18 protein-coding genes are annotated in these 17,807 nt (G+C 63.2%); 16 read left to right on the forward strand and 2 right to left on the reverse strand.

Features of this window, described 5'->3' with window-relative positions:
* Both lnt and metK read left to right on the forward strand, forming a co-directional pair.
* Positions 1 to 834 (forward strand): apolipoprotein N-acyltransferase (lnt, locus tag OXR08_RS08950; protein WP_267349362.1); only part of this gene is annotated, 834 nt, incomplete at its 5' end.
* A 42-nt stretch (positions 835 to 876) separates the two neighbouring features.
* Positions 877 to 2,079: a methionine adenosyltransferase gene (gene metK / locus OXR08_RS08955; RefSeq protein WP_267349363.1), complete on the forward strand. Its 1,203-nt coding sequence runs from the start codon at positions 877 to 879 to the stop codon at positions 2,077 to 2,079.
* Between the two features lie 68 nt (positions 2,080 to 2,147).
* On the opposite strand, the gene OXR08_RS08960 is transcribed toward metK, so the two are convergent.
* Complete coding sequence (locus OXR08_RS08960) at positions 2,148 to 2,753, reverse strand: phosphatase PAP2 family protein (RefSeq protein WP_267349364.1); 606 nt, start codon at positions 2,751 to 2,753, stop codon at positions 2,148 to 2,150.
* A gap of 107 nt (positions 2,754 to 2,860) precedes the next feature.
* Between OXR08_RS08960 and trmB the strand changes: the two genes are divergently transcribed.
* The 13 genes from trmB to OXR08_RS09025 all read left to right on the forward strand — a co-directional run bounded on the left by trmB (position 2,861) and on the right by OXR08_RS09025 (position 11,352).
* Positions 2,861 to 3,541 carry a tRNA (guanosine(46)-N7)-methyltransferase TrmB gene (trmB, locus tag OXR08_RS08965; protein WP_267349365.1) on the forward strand — a complete coding sequence of 227 codons (681 nt, stop codon included), beginning with the start codon at positions 2,861 to 2,863 and terminating at the stop codon, positions 3,539 to 3,541.
* Between the two features lie 120 nt (positions 3,542 to 3,661).
* On the forward strand, positions 3,662 to 4,903 hold the full coding sequence (locus OXR08_RS08970; RefSeq protein ID WP_267349366.1) for a site-specific integrase: 1,242 nt from the start codon (positions 3,662 to 3,664) through the stop codon (positions 4,901 to 4,903).
* A gap of 133 nt (positions 4,904 to 5,036) precedes the next feature.
* A complete protein-coding gene (locus OXR08_RS08975) occupies positions 5,037 to 6,278 on the forward strand; it encodes a hypothetical protein (protein ID WP_267349367.1) in 1,242 nt (413 codons plus the stop codon).
* A 101-nt stretch (positions 6,279 to 6,379) separates the two neighbouring features.
* A complete protein-coding gene (locus OXR08_RS08980) occupies positions 6,380 to 6,577 on the forward strand; it encodes a helix-turn-helix domain-containing protein (protein ID WP_267349368.1) in 198 nt (65 codons plus the stop codon).
* A gap of 6 nt (positions 6,578 to 6,583) precedes the next feature.
* Positions 6,584 to 6,790, forward strand: coding sequence for a hypothetical protein (locus OXR08_RS08985; protein WP_267349369.1), 207 nt, complete (start codon positions 6,584 to 6,586; stop codon positions 6,788 to 6,790).
* A gap of 2 nt (positions 6,791 to 6,792) precedes the next feature.
* Complete coding sequence (locus OXR08_RS08990) at positions 6,793 to 7,056, forward strand: hypothetical protein (RefSeq protein ID WP_267349370.1); 264 nt, start codon at positions 6,793 to 6,795, stop codon at positions 7,054 to 7,056.
* Positions 7,053 to 7,385 carry a hypothetical protein gene (locus tag OXR08_RS08995; protein ID WP_267349371.1) on the forward strand — a complete coding sequence of 111 codons (333 nt, stop codon included), beginning with the start codon at positions 7,053 to 7,055 and terminating at the stop codon, positions 7,383 to 7,385. The genes OXR08_RS08990 and OXR08_RS08995 overlap by 4 nt, the downstream gene beginning before the upstream one ends.
* Positions 7,382 to 7,660 carry a hypothetical protein gene (locus OXR08_RS09000; RefSeq protein WP_267349372.1) on the forward strand — a complete coding sequence of 93 codons (279 nt, stop codon included), beginning with the start codon at positions 7,382 to 7,384 and terminating at the stop codon, positions 7,658 to 7,660. Before OXR08_RS08995 ends, OXR08_RS09000 begins: the two co-directional genes overlap by 4 nt.
* Entirely contained in the window at positions 7,657 to 8,625 is a 969-nt protein-coding gene (locus OXR08_RS09005; protein WP_267349373.1) for a CHC2 zinc finger domain-containing protein, read from the forward strand. Before OXR08_RS09000 ends, OXR08_RS09005 begins: the two co-directional genes overlap by 4 nt.
* Positions 8,622 to 10,226 carry a hypothetical protein gene (locus OXR08_RS09010; RefSeq protein WP_267349374.1) on the forward strand — a complete coding sequence of 535 codons (1,605 nt, stop codon included), beginning with the start codon at positions 8,622 to 8,624 and terminating at the stop codon, positions 10,224 to 10,226. Before OXR08_RS09005 ends, OXR08_RS09010 begins: the two co-directional genes overlap by 4 nt.
* A gap of 195 nt (positions 10,227 to 10,421) precedes the next feature.
* Positions 10,422 to 10,856, forward strand: a complete 435-nt coding sequence (locus OXR08_RS09015; protein WP_267349375.1) for a DUF5681 domain-containing protein — start codon at positions 10,422 to 10,424, stop codon at positions 10,854 to 10,856.
* On the forward strand, positions 10,853 to 11,095 hold the full coding sequence (locus OXR08_RS09020) for a hypothetical protein (RefSeq protein ID WP_267349376.1): 243 nt from the start codon (positions 10,853 to 10,855) through the stop codon (positions 11,093 to 11,095). Before OXR08_RS09015 ends, OXR08_RS09020 begins: the two co-directional genes overlap by 4 nt.
* A complete protein-coding gene (locus OXR08_RS09025; protein WP_267349377.1) occupies positions 11,092 to 11,352 on the forward strand; it encodes a hypothetical protein in 261 nt (86 codons plus the stop codon). The genes OXR08_RS09020 and OXR08_RS09025 overlap by 4 nt, the downstream gene beginning before the upstream one ends.
* Positions 11,353 to 11,563: 211 nt before the next feature.
* On the opposite strand, the gene OXR08_RS09030 is transcribed toward OXR08_RS09025, so the two are convergent.
* Positions 11,564 to 16,099: an AAA domain-containing protein gene (locus OXR08_RS09030; RefSeq protein ID WP_267349378.1), complete on the reverse strand. Its 4,536-nt coding sequence runs from the start codon at positions 16,097 to 16,099 to the stop codon at positions 11,564 to 11,566.
* A gap of 190 nt (positions 16,100 to 16,289) precedes the next feature.
* On the opposite strand from OXR08_RS09030, the gene OXR08_RS09035 reads away from it, so the two are divergent.
* A complete protein-coding gene (locus OXR08_RS09035) occupies positions 16,290 to 17,441 on the forward strand; it encodes a TerD family protein (protein ID WP_267349379.1) in 1,152 nt (383 codons plus the stop codon).
* Positions 17,442 to 17,807: the final 366 nt, after the last annotated feature.

Consider the following 17,807-nt stretch of genomic DNA (forward strand, 5'->3'; position numbering starts at 1 on the left):
GATGCCGGCGATTACACCCTCGACGCGCTCATCGCCGGGTCGGGCCGCCCCGGCACGGTACCCCGCCTGATCGTCTGGCCGGAAGGGCTGCTCCAGCAGTTGCTGGAAAACGGCTATCCCGCCTATGTCTATGATCGCCGCTGGCCGGTCGACACCCGCCGCCGCATCGCCAGCATCCTGGGTCCGCGCGACATGGTGATGACCAACGCCACCACGCTGACCTTCAACGCGCGCGGCGATATTGACGGCGCCGGCAACTCGGTACTCGCCATCACGCCGGAGGCGCGGATTGCCGGCCGGTACGACAAGGCGCATCTCGTGCCCTTTGGCGAATATCTGCCCTGGTCCTCGCTGCTGACCCCGCTTGGCCTCGCGCGCCTCGTCCCCGGCGATATCGACTTCGTACCCGGTCGCGGCCCGGCATCGCTCGACTGGCCCGCTTACGGCGCCATCGGTATCCAGGTCTGTTACGAGATTATCTTCTCCGGCGAGGTCGTCGACCGCGCCCATCGCCCGCGCCTGATCTTCAACCCCTCCAACGACGCCTGGTACGGCCGCTGGGGCCCGCCCCAGTTCCTGGCGCAGGCGCAGTTGCGCGCCATCGAGGAGGGATTGCCCGTGGTCCGCGCCACCCCGACCGGCATCTCGGCGATCATCGCCGCAGACGGCCGCGTCGTCGCCCGCATTCCCCATGAGACGGCGGGCGCGGCGGAGGCGCCGATCCCCCCCGCCCTGCCGCCGACACTCTTTGCCCGGCTGGGCAACCTCCTGGCCGCGCTGGTCGCCATCGCCCTGTTCGCCATCGCCGTTGCCATCCGCCGCCGCGGTCGTTAGACGCACATATAAAGCTATCTTTATATCCTTATGAGGACGGGTATGCGCAGTTCCTACATCTTCACCTCCGAATCCGTATCCGAAGGCCATCCCGACAAGGTCGCCGACCAGATTTCCGACGCGATCGTCGACCTGTTCCTCTCCAAGGACCCGGAAGCGCGCATCGCGTGCGAAACGCTGACCACCACCAACAAGGTCGTGCTGGCCGGCGAGATCCGCTGCAAGGGTGTGTTCGAGAACGGCGCCTGGGTCGATGGCGCGCTCGACGAGATCGAGCGTACCGTGCGCGAGACGGTCAAGCGCATCGGTTATGAGCAGGACGGCTTCCACTGGGAAAGCTTCGACTTCTCGAACAACCTCCATGCCCAGTCGGCGCATATCGCGATGGGCGTGGACGAGAGCGGCAACAAGGACGAGGGCGCCGGCGACCAGGGCATCATGTTCGGCTACGCCACCGACGAGACGCCCGGCCTGATGCCCGCCACCCTGTATTACAGCCACAAGATTCTGGAAAAGATGGCCGCCGACCGTCACTCCGGCGCTGCTCCCTTCCTGGAGCCGGACGCCAAGAGCCAGGTGACGCTGCAATATGAACAGGGCGTGCCCGTCCGCGCCACCGCCCTCGTCGTATCGACGCAGCATTCCGCCGACCTGTCGAACCCCGAAGGCCAGGCCAAGCTGCGCGACTACGTCAAGGGCGTCTTTGCCGAGGTTCTGCCCGAGGGCTGGCTGCCGGACGACAAGGCGATCTACGTCAACCCGACCGGCCTCTTTGAAATCGGCGGCCCCGATGGCGACGCCGGCCTGACCGGGCGCAAGATCATCGTCGACACCTATGGCGGTGCCGCGCCGCACGGCGGCGGTGCGTTCTCGGGCAAGGATCCGACCAAGGTCGACCGCTCGGCCGCCTATGTCGCGCGCTATCTCGCCAAGAACGTCGTCGCGGCCGGCCTCGCCAAGCGCTGCACCATCCAGCTCTCCTACGCGATCGGCATCGCCGAGCCGCTGTCGGTCTATGTCGACCTGCACGACACCGGCAATATCGAGGAATCGAAGCTGGAGCATGCGCTGCCCAAGCTCGTTCGCCTGACCCCCAAGGGTATTCGCGAGCATCTGAAGCTGAACGCGCCGATCTATTCGAAGACCGCCGCCTATGGCCATTTCGGCCGCGATGCGGAGGGTGCGCTGTTCACCTGGGAAAAGACCGATCTGGTCGATGCGCTGAAGGCCGAACTGGCCGACTGACCACGGTCCCCGACCGCTGAACGCAAGGGCTCCGACCGCCAGCCGGTCGGGGCCCTTTTGCTATCCGGTCATTTGGCGATGCGCCGCCAGATCCTCGGCGCCCACCGGTCGACGATCAGCCGCGCTGCCCGTTCCGACACCCAGCCGATCGCGCCGCCGACCACGACATCGCTGACATAATGCGTACCCCGCGGCGGTTGCAGGGCGGCGACGACCCCGGCGGCACCCTGCGTCGCCAGCCCCGCCAGCGGCGCGTCGCGGGCAACCGCGTTGGCCACGGCGACGGCGCCCGCCGTATGCCCCGACGGAAAGGAGTTGAGCGGCGGCGTATCCTTCTTGCCCGGCTCGAAGACCGGCTTGCCAATCTTTTCCGCATGGTTCGGCCGCGCCCGGACCACGCTGCGCTTCACTGCGCTCTTGATGCCCGTCGCGATCAGATGCGCGGTCAGCATGCGCGCGCCCGTCCGCGCCAGCACTGGCCGGCGCAGCACGACGCCGGCCACCAGGGTCACGACGGAGATCGCGATCAACGGCGGCTGATCCGCAATCTCGCTGGCGCCCCCCGCCACCCGCACCAACAGGGTATCGCGGTTTTGCGCCACATCGTGCGTCGCCTCGGTATCCGCCTTCAGCAGCGCCTTGCCCGCCTTCTTGGCATCCTTCTTCTTGCCCATCGCCGTCCTTCCCGATGCTGATCGCCGCCCGTCACTGTCCGATCGGCGATGCAACCGCCGGTGCGGCCACTTTGCTCCGGCGCATCATCGGATTAAGGGCGGCGGCCATGAACGATCCCGTTGCCATCCGCCGCCTGTATGGCCGCCGCCAAGGCCACAAGCTTCGCCAGGGCCAGGCCGCCCTGGTCGAGGAATCCTTGCCCACCTTCAGCGTGCCCGAAACCGGCCCCATCGACGCACACACGCTGTTCGGCGACGATCGCCCGATGCAACTGGAGATCGGTTTCGGGGCAGGCGAGCATCTCGCCGGACAGGCCGAGGCGGCGCCTGCCACCGGCTTCATCGGCTGCGAACCCTTCCTGAACGGCGTCGTCGGCGCCCTCGGCCATATTCGCGACCGCGATCTCGCCAATGTCCGGCTGCACATGGGCGATGCGCTGGAGGTGGTCGAGCGCCTGCCCGATGCCAGCCTGGAGCGTGTCTATCTCCTCCACCCCGATCCCTGGCGCAAGGCGCGCCACGCCAAGCGGCGGATGATGAACCACGGCCCGCTCGACGCGATCGCCGCCAAGCTGAAACCCGGCGGCGAGTTCCGCCTCGGCACCGACGATCCTACCTATTGTCGCTGGTCGATGATGGTGATGAACGCGCGCACCGACTTCGTCTGGCAGGCGCAGACCCCGCGCGACTTCCTTGAGCGTCCCGCCGACTGGCCCGAAACCCGCTACGAGCGCAAGGCCCGTCGCCAGGGTCACGAGGTCTGGTATTTCAGGTATATCCGACGCTAGGCTGCGGGTTACAGATGCCCCGCCCCTTGTAGGCTGGGCATTCGACTTCCCGCTGTTTCCTTGATGTTCCCCCCGCTTCCCGCTACGGTGATTGCTACGTGATTGCTGGCGGGGCACGAAATGCCGACGGGAAAGGTCAATAAGAGGACGGTCGATGCGCTCCGCTCGGGGCCGTCGGCCGCGTTCCTGTGGGATGAAGACCTGAAGGGGTTCGGGGTTAAGATTACCCCGGCCGGCGCCCTGTCCTATGTATTCCAGTATCGCATGGGCGGGCGCGAGGCGAAGACCCGCCGCTACTCCATCGGCTCGCATGGCTCACCCTGGACGCCGACGACCGCACGCGCTGAAGCCGAACGGCTGGCGATCCTTGTCGCCCAAGGCACCGACCCGACCGAGGCCGAACAGAAGCGCCGCCGGGAAGCCGTGGACTTGGCGTTCAGCGCCTATGCCGATCGCTTCTATGCGTCCTGCAAGGGCGACGGGTGGCGGGGCTTGGTCGAGCGGTCGCTGCGCCTCCACGTGAAGCCCGTGCTGGGCAAGAAAGCACTGCCAGCAATCACACGCGCCGACGTGGTGGCAATATTCGATGCCATGCCCCCGGACCAGCAAGCCGGCAGGCGCAATGTCTTTGCAATCCTCCGGCGGCTGTTCCGCTGGGCGATCACCCGCGGCGATCTGGAGCGCTCCCCGATGGAGGGTATGGAAGTGCCGCCACCGGTACGAGCGCGCGATCGTTGGTTATCGGACGAAGAATTACGGCGGGTGTGGAATGCCGCCCCCGCGTGCCATCGCTGCTTCGGTCCGATTGTCCGCCTGCTGATTCTGACCGGCCAACGGCGCGAAGAGGTGACGGGGCTCGACTGGAGCGAGATCAATCGGTCAGCGCGGTTGTGGCGCCTACCGGGATCGCGAACCAAAAACGCTGAGCCCAACACCGTCCCACTCAGCGACCTCGCCATTGCCGAGCTGGATGGATTCGCGCGTGGGGAGAAATGGCCGAAACGCGGGCCGGTATTCACCACATCGAAGGGCGGCGCGTTCATCGCGCATTCCAAGGGCAAGGAGAAGCTGGACGCGATCGTTGCAGCCGGCGGTAAAGACGCCCTGCCCCCTTGGCGACTTCATGATCTGCGCCGCACGCTGGCAACCGGCATGCAGCGCTTGGGGGTACGATTCGAGGTGACCGAGGCGATCCTGAACCACGTCGGTGGTTCTCGCTCTGGCGTAGCTGGAATCTACCAGCGACACGATTGGCGGGACGAGAAGCGTGCTGCGCTTAATGCGTGGAGCGAACATCTTCGGCAAATTTTAGCTGAGACCGATGAAACAAACGTGATCCCGCTCGCCACCCGGCGGGCGTGATGCTGGGGCGGCTAGGGTAGCTCCCGAACGGCTGGATTCCGCCCAGTCTGCCGCCCCTTCCACAATGCGGACGCTCTGCGGAGGGCGCGTGTACGACCAAGGACCAAGCCGGAAAGTGCGCCATCCAGGCAAGATGCCGGGAGCGATCAAGCTGAACGAGTGCGTCGAGGATCTGAAGAATCTTTGCAGACGCATGACCGTGACCGATCGTGATCGGGCAACGCCCACTTGGTTCCGTATGTCGCAACTCGTTGCCGGGATGAGCTTTCACAATCCCGACGATCGCGAACCCTATTTGCGAAACCTATACTTGGGGGAAGCTGCTCAACGCATAGTTGAAGCAGGCCTATCTACAGGGACCCTCCCCGTATGGACGGATTTCGATGGCCGATTCGTCGAGATCGATGCCGAAAAGTTTTTCGGCCGCAACATGTGGAACAGCACCCACACCGTGCTGACCGGTAAGTATATCCCCCTCAACGTCTGGGACGACGAACTGCGACGCGATTTCGACCGCGCAGACCTATGGATTTGCGAAGGTGACCTGAGTGCCATTCGCAAGCACCTCTTGGAACACCGCGGTCGCCATTTCGGCAGCGAACTGCCTCAGGAATGGCAGGATTTCGCTGACCATGTGTTCGGTACGTCGACTGATCGTGGTGTGACTGTGTCTCCGAACTCAGCGCTAGGCGAGTGGACATTACCAGAGACGATAATCTGGTTCGCATCCGTGGACGAGGCCGCGGTGGCTGAACAACGGACATCAATAGATCGGTACGTCGGCAGCCGTGCAAACCCATGGCCAGCGATCCGCGTCGGCCTGAGTACGGCAATCGCACAGCGCTTTTGCCAATGCGGCTCTAAGCCGATCGACTGCTGGTGTGAAGACGATGCGAACAAGTCGCTGAAGGCTGCCTGCGTTGCAGGAAAGATTCGTGTCACTGGTGTTCCGGCCGGAGGTGGCGAGCGCCAAGTGGTACCGTTCGAAGCATTCCAAAACGCCGAGCTGATCGTGGAGGATGGCGGAGCACTATACCGTGAGCCGAAGCTGGGGGGCCAGATGCTCTTTCGCGACCTTCGGTTCCCCCGCGACGAAGTACAGAATTTAGAACGCGAGGACTCGAATTCCGCAGTTCCAGCCAGCGTGTCAGATCATAGCGGAGCGCCTGGGCGACCGAGCTCGATGCACATTATTCTGGCCGAGTTCGAGCGCCGCATATCCGCCGGCGAAACATGCCAGCGCGTAAGTCATGAGGCCGCCGAACTCTTCCGTTGGTTCGAAGCTCAGGCGGATTACAGGAAGATGGCGCGGGCGACTGCTAACACGATAGAGAACCAGATACGCGCTCGGTTTCGAACCCTGAAAACCCCATGAAATTATCGACGATGTCAGTTTTCGTGCTCAGTTTTTCGTGATCTGCACCCCTCTCATCATCCTCCCAGCACCCGGACAATCCCGCGGTGCCAGGAGGCACGATGCACAAACTACTCAACACCGACGAAGCCGCGCCGCTGATCGGCGTTAAGCCCAAGACGCTGATGAACTGGCGTGTTCTTGGGGTCGGACCGAGCCATATCCGAGCGGGCCGGAAAGTGGCCTACGACGTCGCCGACATCGAGGCATGGAAGGCGGAACGTCGCGTTCGCTCCACCTCGCAGTCGATCGCGGCGTGATCAGCCATGTCCACAAAGCAGGCGGCACGCGGCCGTAAAACGCGAAAGACCCGCACCGCGCCAACGGTGCAGGTCTCCACGAATTACTTCAACAACAGCACGAACGAGAATAGCCTCACCGAACGTCGAGTTCAACAGGTCATCAGCATGGCCGGTGTTGCACCGTGGTACGCCCGCATCATCGCATCGCTGGCGTTCGGGGCTGCGGCATGATGATGGCAATCCAGGCGAAAGGTGCGCTGCTCGGCATGATCGGCCGACTGGCCGAGGACATGCCCGCGGAATTCGAAACCGGATTTTGGGCCGACGTGGTCGATCCCATCGCGACCATGATCGTGCGCGTGCGCGGCGCCCTGACCGAAGAAGAACGGATGCTGTTGATCGCGGTGGCCGCAAAAGCGCTGAAGGCCGCCAGCGAGGAGCAGGAAGCGCTCAATGAGGCGGCGGCGGTGATCCACCGGGCAGGAGGTGCGGCATGACCGTCGCCACCTTCCCCAACGTCATCGTCCGCGCGCTGGTGGTCGAACAGCTGAACGCTGACCAGTGGCACGTCGTGGTTCAGGGCGCGGAGGTTCCGCGCGGCTCGCTGGAGTCGTGCGGGACGGGCGTCACGTCCTTCGCTGCGGCGGCGGGTGATGCCGTGGAGCTCGCTGAGCTGACCGGCCTGCCTGTGTTCGTCGCCGGGTATCAGGAGGCGGTCCGTCCGCTCAACGCCTTCCCGTCGGACAAGGCGTTCTGGCGGCAGCGGTACCGCCGCCGTTCTTCGCTCGATCACATCCTCTACGGATCGATCGGGGGTGAGGCATGACCGCGGTGCACAAGCTCCAGCCGGGGCTCCAGCGTGCGGTCGTGCTGCGTCAGGTCAACGCCCGCCAGTGGCGTGTCGAGGGCTATGAGCGTCACGCCGGCGGCTGGCGCTATACATGGCTACTGTGTCCGACGACGACGAAGGCGCGTGCCCAGATGGCGGCGCTGACGATCTCGCAGGACATGGGACTGCCGATGGCCGAACAGCCGCTGTGGGAGCAGATGCGCTTCGTCACTGGCACGCTCGGCAGGTCCGCATGGAGGGCTCGCGCATGACCCGCCCCAATGAGGAAATCACCCGCATGATCGCGGACGTGCGCAACCGCTGCTCCGTCTCGTCGATCGCACAGGCCGCAGGCGTCAAGCTGAAGGCTACGTGGGAGGGGTGGTCCGCCTGCTGCCCCTTCCACGAGGACGGGACGCCCAGCTTCACCATCTTCGCCAACGACCGCCGGTTTCAATGTTTCGGCTGCGGGTGTGAAGCCCGGGGCGATGTCATCGATTTCGTGCGGCGGCTGCACGGTGTCGGTCTGCGAGAGGCGATCGCGATCCTCAGTGGCGAGGCGGCATCCGGGCGGGTCTCGCAACCGAAGCCGAACGCCAAGCCCAAGGCCGACACCCAGGCGGCGGCGCTGCGGATCATCGACGGGTCCAAACCGATCGAGGGCACACCGGCGGATGCCTATCTGCGTCACCGTGCCATCACGATGCCCCTGCCGCCGTGCCTGCGGTTCGCGATGCTGGCGCCGCCCAAGAACAGCGCCGTCCTCGAAGCAAACGGCCCTGCACCGATGCCGGCACTCATCGCCATCATCAGCGGGAAGGACGGCAAGCCGGTCGGTATCCAGCGGATCTATCTGACTGGTGACGGCCGCAAGGCCGCGAGCAACGACGGCAAGGTGAAGTTCTCCCTCGGCTCGGTGGCGGCCGGCGCGGTTCGTCTCGGCGATGTCTGCGGCGGCGACGTGGTCACCTCGGGCAGCGTGGAGGACGGTTTGTCCCTCATCCAGATGGGGGCTCCCGCCGTATGGGCCGCGCCCGGGGAAAGCATGCTGCACCGCATGTGGCTGCCCGACGAGGCGCGATCCGTCGTGATCGGCGCCGATGCCGATGCGGAAGGGCGGCGCGCGGCAGACAGGGCGGCAGCGGCCTTCACGATGGCCGGGCGCGAGGTGCGGATCATCTATCCGACCGCGCCCTGCAAAGACTTCAACCAGGAACTTCAGGAGTCGGCAGCATGACCGCTTCTTCATTCGCGAAGCGCGTTGCCGCTGCTGCAATCCACGCTTCGCCCACCCAGATGCCGCCCAACACCGTCGCGGGCACGATCCGGCCGACGATCGCGATCACCGCGGGCGACATGCACAATGTCGCCACCAAGGGCGAGCGGGCGCTGATCATGGCCGGTGCCCCCTTCTACATCCGCGGCGGCTCCATCGTGCGGCCCGTCATCGACGAGGTCAAGGATGCCCGCGGCCTGGCCGTGAGCCTCGCCCGGCTCGTCGAGGTGCAGGACGGTGCCATGTTGGACCATCTCGGCCGTGCGGCGGCATGGGAGAAGTTCGACGGCCGCAAGCAGGCAAACGTCCCCACTGATCCGTCCGCCGCCGTGGCGAAGACGATCCTGTCCCGTGATGGCGAATGGACGTTCCCGCGCCTGGCAGGGGTGATCACCACGCCTACGTTGCGGCCTGACGGCAGCATCCTGAGCGAGGCCGGGTATGACGAGGCGACGCAGTTGGTGCTGCTCAACCCGCCCGTGCTTCCCGCCATGCCCGACGAACCGTCGCGTGACGATGCGGTTCAGGCGCTCGCCACCCTGTCGGCCTTGCTGGCTGACTTCCCCTTTGTGGACGAGGCCAGCCGGTCGGTGGCATTGTCCGCGCTCATCACGCCCGTCGTGCGCGGTGCGATGGCGGTGTCTCCGATGCATGCGGTGACCGCTACTGCACCAGGGTCGGGCAAGAGCTACATCGTCGACATCGCCTCGGCGATCAGCACCGGCGAACGGGCCCCCGTCATGTCGGCGGGGCGGACCGAGGAGGAAACCGAGAAGCGGCTGACCTCCGCGATCCTCGCCGGCCAGGCACTGGTCCCGATCGACAACGTCAACGGCGAACTCGGCGGCGACTTCCTCTGCCAGCTCGTGGAGCGGCCCATGGTCAACGTCCGCCCCCTTGGTACGTCGACGCTCGTCAAGGTGCCCAGTCGCGCCTGCTGCTTCGCCACCGGCAACAACATCCAGTTGGTGGGCGACATGACCCGCCGCGTTGTCCTGTGTTCGCTCGACCCGAACATGGAGCGACCGGAGACGCGGCAGTTCTCGGGCAACCCGTTCGCCGCCGTCATAAAGGATCGTGGCAAGTACATCGGTGCCGCACTCACCATCGTGCGGGCCTATGTCATAGCCGGCTGCCCCGACACGCTGCCCGCGCTGGCGTCGTTCGAAGACTGGTCGCGGCTGGTTCGCTCCGCACTGGTGTGGCTCGGCTGCGTCGATCCCCTCCAGACGATGGAGAAGGCGCGCGCCGAAGATCCGGTCACCAGCGCGCTTAGCGCCCTGTTCAGCGCGTGGTATCAGGCCACCGGGTCGCGGATCCACACTGCGTCCAGCATCAAGGGCGTGACGCAGGAGATGGACCCGTTCCAGAACCTGCTGCACCACGACCTGCGCCAAGCACTCATCGACGTCGCTGACGACCGCCGCGGCGACATCGATACTCGTCGGCTCGGGCGATACCTCGGCAGCTATGCCGGCAGGATCGTCGCAGGCTTCAAACTGGTGGCAGACCATGATGCCCACATGAAGCAGCGGACGTGGCAGGTGGTGAAAGCGGCGTGAGGTTTGCGGGTAGTGCGGGTATCTGCGGGTATTGTCCCAGTCGTCGCGTGGAAACTGTCAGGTGACACTTCCTATAGGGCGGCTGGAAACATACCCGCCGTCACCCGCACTACCCGCAACTCATTTTCCTGCGGGCAGCCTGCGGCTCAGCATGGCGGCGGTAAAGTCGAGGCGGCCACAGCCCTACACAGGGGCATGACCAAGCCCCGTAACCCAACCGAAAAAACGGAGGACGGCCGCTTCAAGCCTGGCAACCCCGGCAAACCCAAGGGTGCGCGGAGCAAAGCGACCCTAGCGGCCGAGGCATTGCTTGACGGTGAGGCAGAGAAGCTGACCCGCGTGGCGATCGACAAAGCGCTGGAGGGCGACCCCGTAGCCATGCGGCTCTGCCTCGAACGGTTGGTTCCGCCTCGCAAGGATCGGCCTCTCGCCTTCAACCTTCCACCGGTCGGAGGCGCAAAAGATCACCCTGCGGTGCTGGGGGCGGTACTGGACGCGGTGGCCGGAGGCGACCTGACCCCGTCTGAGGGCCAGGCATTCGCTGCTCTGATGGAACAGCACCGGCGGGCGATCGAAACAGCCGAGATCGTGGAACGCCTTGAAGCACTGGAAGCACGGGGGGCGAAATGAGGATCGCAGACCGCATTGCCCGGCTGGAACGCGCCGGTGACGCAGACCCGCGCATGACCGAAGCTGAACTCGATGCTGCGGCCGACCGGTACGAAGCCGAGTTGCGACAAGACGGTGTGCCTAGTGGCGGCACGATCACCGGCGCCCTTGCTAGCTGGCGCGAGATGGTCGAGCATACGGGCGAGGCATGGCTCCAGCGCGTCTATGCCGGCATGACGCCAGCGGACCTATACGCATGACCGCGGCTCTGACCCGGCGCTTGGCTGCGCTGGAGGCGAAGCAGCCTCGCCAGAGCGGACGCCGTTTTCTGCTGATGCCGTGGGACATCATACCCGAGCAGCAGGACGGCGACATGATCGGCTACTACAACCTTGTCGCCGCCGGACCGGACGGACCCAAGCGGGTCGACTATCAGCGAACGGGCATCCACCCGAAGGATGATGCGGCTGGGTCGTGGAACCGGCACCTCCACTTCGGGGAGCCGCTTCATGCGTGACTTGTCGCGCCGACTGGCTGCGCTGGAGATGCAGCCGTCCAACCGTGGCTTTCGTCGAGTCGTGATCGTGGCCGAAGGTCAGCCTGCGCCACCGGATAACGAAGACATTCACATCATCCGCATCGCCGGTGTGGAGCGGGACGGGAATGGTGCTTGGGTTCTGCCACGTGACGGACGCGATCCGTTGGCCCATTCGGCACCGCCGTCTGCCTCAGAAGGGATCGGCCGGCATCAACCAAGCTAATGGAACGGGCTCTCCGCCTGATAACGGCGCGCTACGCCACCGACGAAACTCGGTGTGGCGAGACCTGAATTTTTCACCGTCAAGTTCGGGTGTGATTCCCCGCTTTCCCAAAACTCCGACGAGTTCCTCTAGAACCGCGTCCTCCTCCCGAACGAAGCGCGAGGCGAAGCAGCGCCAAACGCTCCAACCGGCCCGCTCCAGCATCCGTTGTCGCGCCATATCCTCAGGCCAGCGATCCGGTCCATGAAAGGCGTCACCATCACATTCGATTGCCAAGCGGCGATCGTCGGCACCTTCAACCACCAAGTCAATCCGCTTGGTTCCGACCCGAACCTGCGTGTCGACGCGATAGCCTCGCTCCACCAGCCTGTCGAACATCGCTTGCTCAAATCCAGATTCACACCGTGCGCGACGATCTTGAACCAGCGTGCTCTCACCCGCGAATGGGGCTTGGAAATGCTCTATCAGGCTACGGCGGAGCTTATCGGATGGACGCAAATCCTCTGCTTGAACCGATCGAACCAAGATCATGCGGTCCCGCGCGCGCGAAGCGGCTACGTTGAAGCGCTGTTCATAGCCGAGCCCCGATAGCCCGGAACTGTCACGATCCGCGACAAGTGACACAAACATGATGTCTCGCTCGTCGCCCTGAAACGCTCCCGGCTCACCGACCCGAATATCGTGCCGGATCATGATTTCTGCGCCCAGCACCTGCTCAATCGCCGCCATGATTGCGCCTGCCTGCTCTTGACCCAGCAACGTGGTGACGCCGATACTGCGTTCGGACATACTTGGATCGGCGGCAATTCGGCCAATCTCATCGACGATGCAGTCGACCTCGGGTGGGTTGATCTTGCCTTTCCGGTACCCGTCCTCAACGAGGATATCGATCAATGGTGGATCGAGGCGCTCGGATGCGGATGGCAAACGAAGCGGTACGAGCTGGTGGCTATAGAACTGCGCCTTCGAATATTCGATGATGGGCGCGACGCAGCGGAAATGCTCCTTGAGCATGATCGCGCCGCCGGCAAAGACCACCGTCCCCAGATCGTAAAGCGAGCGATCCTCGCGCATGGTTGCCCGGTAGTCAGCCACCTGTCCGCCCAAATGCCGTTCGGCTAACATCGAAAGCCGAGCCTCTTGGCGGAAGCCCGCGTCTGGACTGACCTGACGGTCGTCGCCAACAATTAATATCTGCCGCGCACGGAGCAACGCCGGCAGTGCTGCAACAGTCGATTGCGATGCTTCATCGACGATCACCAAGTCGAATAGTCCAAGCTCTGCCGGCAACGACTCCGATACGCGGTAATGGGGCATGATCCAGCACGGCAGCGCGTTCTTGGCTCGATCGGCGGCGGCACGCGCATCAGCGCGGTGGCGACCTGCTCGAATGCCGGTGCCTCTTCCAATCTTGCGCATTGCCTGAGCGTATGCAGCGAGCGCCGAGCGGACCTGATCGGTTGCTTGTTCAGCGAGGCGGCACCAAGTGCGAGTCTCGATCGCCTCTTCATAGGAGCGGCGCAGTCGCTCCTCTAGCCCCGTTCTCTCCTCCGATAATGTGCGTAATCGGCCATGTACGTCTATGCGGTCGATCCACGTCGATAGCCGGCGTAGAGTCCAACGTGTCCGCCAGTCGCCAGGCGTGGCATTGTCTTCGACGCCATCCACAGGTTCATGTCGCAATCGTGACGCCCAGTGGCCGGCCCCACTCCGCTCGATTGCGGCGGTGACTTGACGAATGACTGCGAACGCAGGCTGCAAAGCATGAAGTTCGGCCGCATCGTTGAGGGAGGCAGACCACCGCGCATCGATATCTTCCCGATCGGCGGTCCCTTCGCCAATCATTCCAATGACTGCACGCAGAGCTTGGCCAAACGACCCAGGTACCGCAGCCAGATTATCTCTGACGGCCTGAAGAGACGCACTTGCGGCCTCCAGTCCTAATCGACGGTGGTGCTGGTTCAACACGCGGCGCAGCGCGTCCGTGCCCCCAGCTATGTTTCCGCTCCAGCTCGGCAGAAGGCGGCGGACCTCGGCGTTCGCTTCCTCCTCAGCCGCAATTATCCCACGAATTCGGTCGAGTTGGCCTAGCTGCCGCCGCATCGCATCCGCACCAGCTAGCCCTTGAACATCTACCCGATCTAGTCCGGCATGCACAGCCGCGTGATTCCAGATGGATGCAAGGCGATCAGCGTCGTCCAACGCCCGCACATATCGCTCAACGTCAACCCAAGCGGCTGTGTCAGCCGGCGCGCGCCCCGCAACACGCACCTCCGACAGCCATGCTTTCGTCTGGCGTGCAAAGATGGATTGGAAAAGCCCCATCTCCTCTCCACGCGCAAGCTTAGCCAGTTCATCCCGGAACCCTTGGTCGGAAATTGCGTCGGCTTTGACGGCTACGGGCAGGGTAAGGAAATGGCGGCTCTCGCCGACCATGTGCTCGACCTGTCCCACTAACCCGCTCAAAGCTCCTATTGCGGCATCATCTGGGTCAGACCGGAGCCGGGCGAGCACCGGATTTGACCAGCCTAGTCCTGCATCTGCGATAGCAGCCTGCTGCGTGGCAAACGCGTCAAGCGTCCGCTCTAATGCCTTAAGAGCCTCGACGTCGGTGCCATGTACAAGGTCGGCGTCTGAACTGATTTCGCGGCGAAGCGCCTCCGCCTCGATCAGCGTGTCGTGAAGGGCTAGCACCTGTCCGCTTGACGGCAAGTTGGCTGGTGGAACCGGCAACTCCAAAGCTTCCAGCCTACCGCCAACTTCCTTACGGGCAGTGCGCAACCGCGCAATGGCGTCTTCGTCGAAATCAGGCTCGTGCGCCGACACCACATCAAGTGGATCGACAATCCATCTGCTTCTGTCACCCGCTGCGACCACGCGTCTTGCTGCATCAACAGGCTCAACTAATGCACCGTCAACGAGGGCGGGGGTCATTGCCTGTCGCCCGATCGCGTCAACCTCATGATCAATCGAGGCAAGCGCTCGGTGAAGGCCGTCAATTTGTTTGTCTAGTTCCTGTATTTGCTGCCGAGCCTCGCCGATTCGCGTCCGCTGAAGCCGATCAGCGATGATGTCGACCGATTCTTGGAACTGCTTTAATCCATCGCGGTCGCTTTCCAGTAGACTGACCGCGAGCGGGCGAACCGCCTCAGGTAGTTTGTCACGTAATACCTTGAGCGCGGGTGCCTTCTGGGAGGTAACCAGTACCCGTTTGCCCATGGCGAGATAGTGGCTGACAATGTTGGCGATGGTGTGAGTTTTGCCAGTTCCCGGTGGTCCCTGTACAACTACGCCAGGTCGCGCAGACAGCCGTTGGATGACTTCCACCTGTTCGCGATTGAAAGGCTTTGGGAAAAACAGGTCATCACCTGATCCGTCCGCCGACGTAACGCCGGGTATCGTTGATACCCCCCGCATTGGTGGGTAGCTCTCGTCGGCAACCGACATATCAGGTGCCTGAAGCAGAACGCGGACCGCAGCCGGAATGGCGCTGGCATCACCTAGGGCATCAACGGCGCTACGAAAGCGCCGAAGATCGTCCATCAACTGGGTTGCGCGGCGTGGCCGCTCGAATAGCACCCAGCCATCGTCCACGGTGAGCGTATCACTATCCGGCGCACGGCGATCACCGAGATCAGGCAGGTAGCAGGCATCAGCATGAAGGAGCGCCACCGCGCGGCGCAGCACGGGTGCAAAGCTGGCTTCATCGAATGGAGACAGTCCATTGCCTTCCAATCCGGTAAAGAAACTATCGGCTGTGGCTCGAAAGGCGTTCAACCCATCTGCCTGCAAAAGGTCTAACGCGTCCGTTTCAATTCCGGGTGGCGCCTCGCTACGTGGACGGATCTGGATGGCATGGCTTACTTCATCGAGCGCCAACTCCACTGCTGCTATGAGCAGCGGATAGCGCAAGTCACCAGCGGCCTGCCGCCAACGGGCAATGCCGATACCCCATACTAATTCAACTGGCTGCTCGCCTGCGCCGTCAAGCTGCTGACGGAGAGCGAACAAAGCGTTATAAAGTTCGATCGATGATCGTCGCGGCCGCTCTTCCAGCGCCCACGGATTCCAGCGCTCACGAATATATGCTCCAAGTGCCGCCACCAATTCTTCACGCCGTGGGTGATCTATCAGGCGCATTGTATGAGGACCATCGCCGCTGATCGGTGCATCGAATGAGGATTTGACGGCTGCGTTCTGAGCCTCATCCTTCAACGCAGGAACTTGATTAGGGTCGGTGCCGACGTCGGCCCAAATTTTCAACTCAGCATCGTCAATAGGTGGCGGTGGACAGCGGACCAGTCGCTCCACCGTCATCCACCGATGATCGTCGCCATCGAGCACGTCGAGGTGAACGCCAGGCAATTTGATGGCATCGGCCCGGAAACGTCGAAAACCACGATGATCTGCAACGTCCCAAGCGACGCTAAGCCGATCGCGCTCGGTCGCTTCAACATAGTCAATGAGGCTTTTCAGCCGGCCGCGTTCTGCAAATTCGTTCACCACAGCAAGCTGGCGCAAAGGGCTCCGGCTCGCAAGGTGGAGAGACATGAGCTTCGGGCTGGATTTGGCATTCAATGTGGCCCGGCAGAACTGAAGGAGGATGGTGTTGCGGCTTGGCCGACACGGTCACTGTCTGCATAGTTGGCGTGATCAAGCTGTCCAGCAGGTCCGGATTAGGGAACGGCGAGCAATGCAGAACATGCAGCAGGGCGGCAATGCCCCGATATTAGCATCATGCCCGATGGTTCGGTTTCGCTGGAGCGGAGCCGAAGGCCGTGGCGTTGAAGCAGACGTTTCAGCCTACTTGCTGACCGCCTCCGGCAAAGTCCGCGATGATGGGGATATGATCTTCTACAACCAGCCAGTTGGTGCGGGTGGCGCAATCCGCTTCGATCCTGCCGATCAAGGCAGCTTCAAGCTTGATCTACCTGCGTTACCTGACGCGATTCAAAAGATCGCGTTCTGCCTCACTATCGATGAAGCACAGAGCAAAAGTCACACCCTAGCGCTGCTTGAAGGCGCCGAAGTAGTACTCGCCGATGGCAACACACCCGCGCTGAGCTTTCGCCCATGGCTTGCCGAGGCGACCGAAGCCGCCATGATATTGGCCGAAGCTTACCGTCGGGACGGACAATGGAAATTCCGGGCTGTCGGTCAAGGGTTCAACGGTGGCCTTGCCCCGCTTGCACGATCCTTCGGAATTGATGTGGCTGACGAACCGGTAGAACCATCGCCTCCCGCCGCCCGGCATTTCGAACGTGTTTCGCTCGATGAAGCCGATGATGCTGTAGCCTTAGTTCCCGGCGAGACGGGCTTCGGTGAACTTCTAGCCACCCTTAACTGGTCGCGAGGGCGACGCGGCCGGCAAGAGCAAAACGAGGGCATCGACCTTGATCTCTGCTGCCTCATCGAGATGAATGATGGTCGGAAAGGCGCGGTCCAGGCTATTGGGAATATGCTTGGTGCGTTTGATGTGCCCCCCTTTGTCCTTCTGTGCGGTGACGATCGGACTGGCGGAGACGGTGCTGGCGAGGCGCTGCGCATCAACGGCGAGCATTGGGAAGCGATCAGACGCATCTTAGTCTTCATCAACGTGTACGACGGCGTGCCCGACTGGCAACTCGCTGCTCCGTCGTTGCTTTTGACGATGCCAGGACAGCCCTCCATCGACATTCGCATAGACGCAGGCCGCAATGACCGTCGCATATGCGCAATCGCGCTACTGGAGAACGACCGAGGTAAGTTAACGGCCATGCGGAAGGTTGAATATTTCGCCGATCAACGAGAGCTTGACGAGCGGTTCGGCTGGGGGTTGCGGTGGCAAGCAGGCACCAAGACCTAGCCGTGGCGGCGGTAATCCACTTGCCTATAGGCGGTTACCTCACCAGACGTGCCAGTCCGAACAACGCCTCGCAACGAGACTGGGCTTCAACGCCCGCGCCGGCCAAAGCCCCGTGATTTTCGTGACCGCTACATCGAGATGGGCTGGGATCGCGCCCTGGAGGATCATTACCGCTGCAACTGGCGCTGCATCCGCCGCTGGATTCTAGAAGAGGGCCAGCAGGAATTGAAAGCAGCCCGAGCGAATTACGTTCACCAGCAGCGTCGCCGTCGACGCCGGCATGTGATGGACCGGACTGTGGTGGGTTAGTTGGTCTCGTATTGCTATCAATATTGAAGCTGAACCGGCGACGGGAACGCCAACGAG

Origin of the sequence: Sphingomonas sp. GM_Shp_2 (assembly GCF_026540875.1) — a bacterium.
Classification (GTDB): domain Bacteria; phylum Pseudomonadota; class Alphaproteobacteria; order Sphingomonadales; family Sphingomonadaceae; genus Sphingomonas; species Sphingomonas carotinifaciens.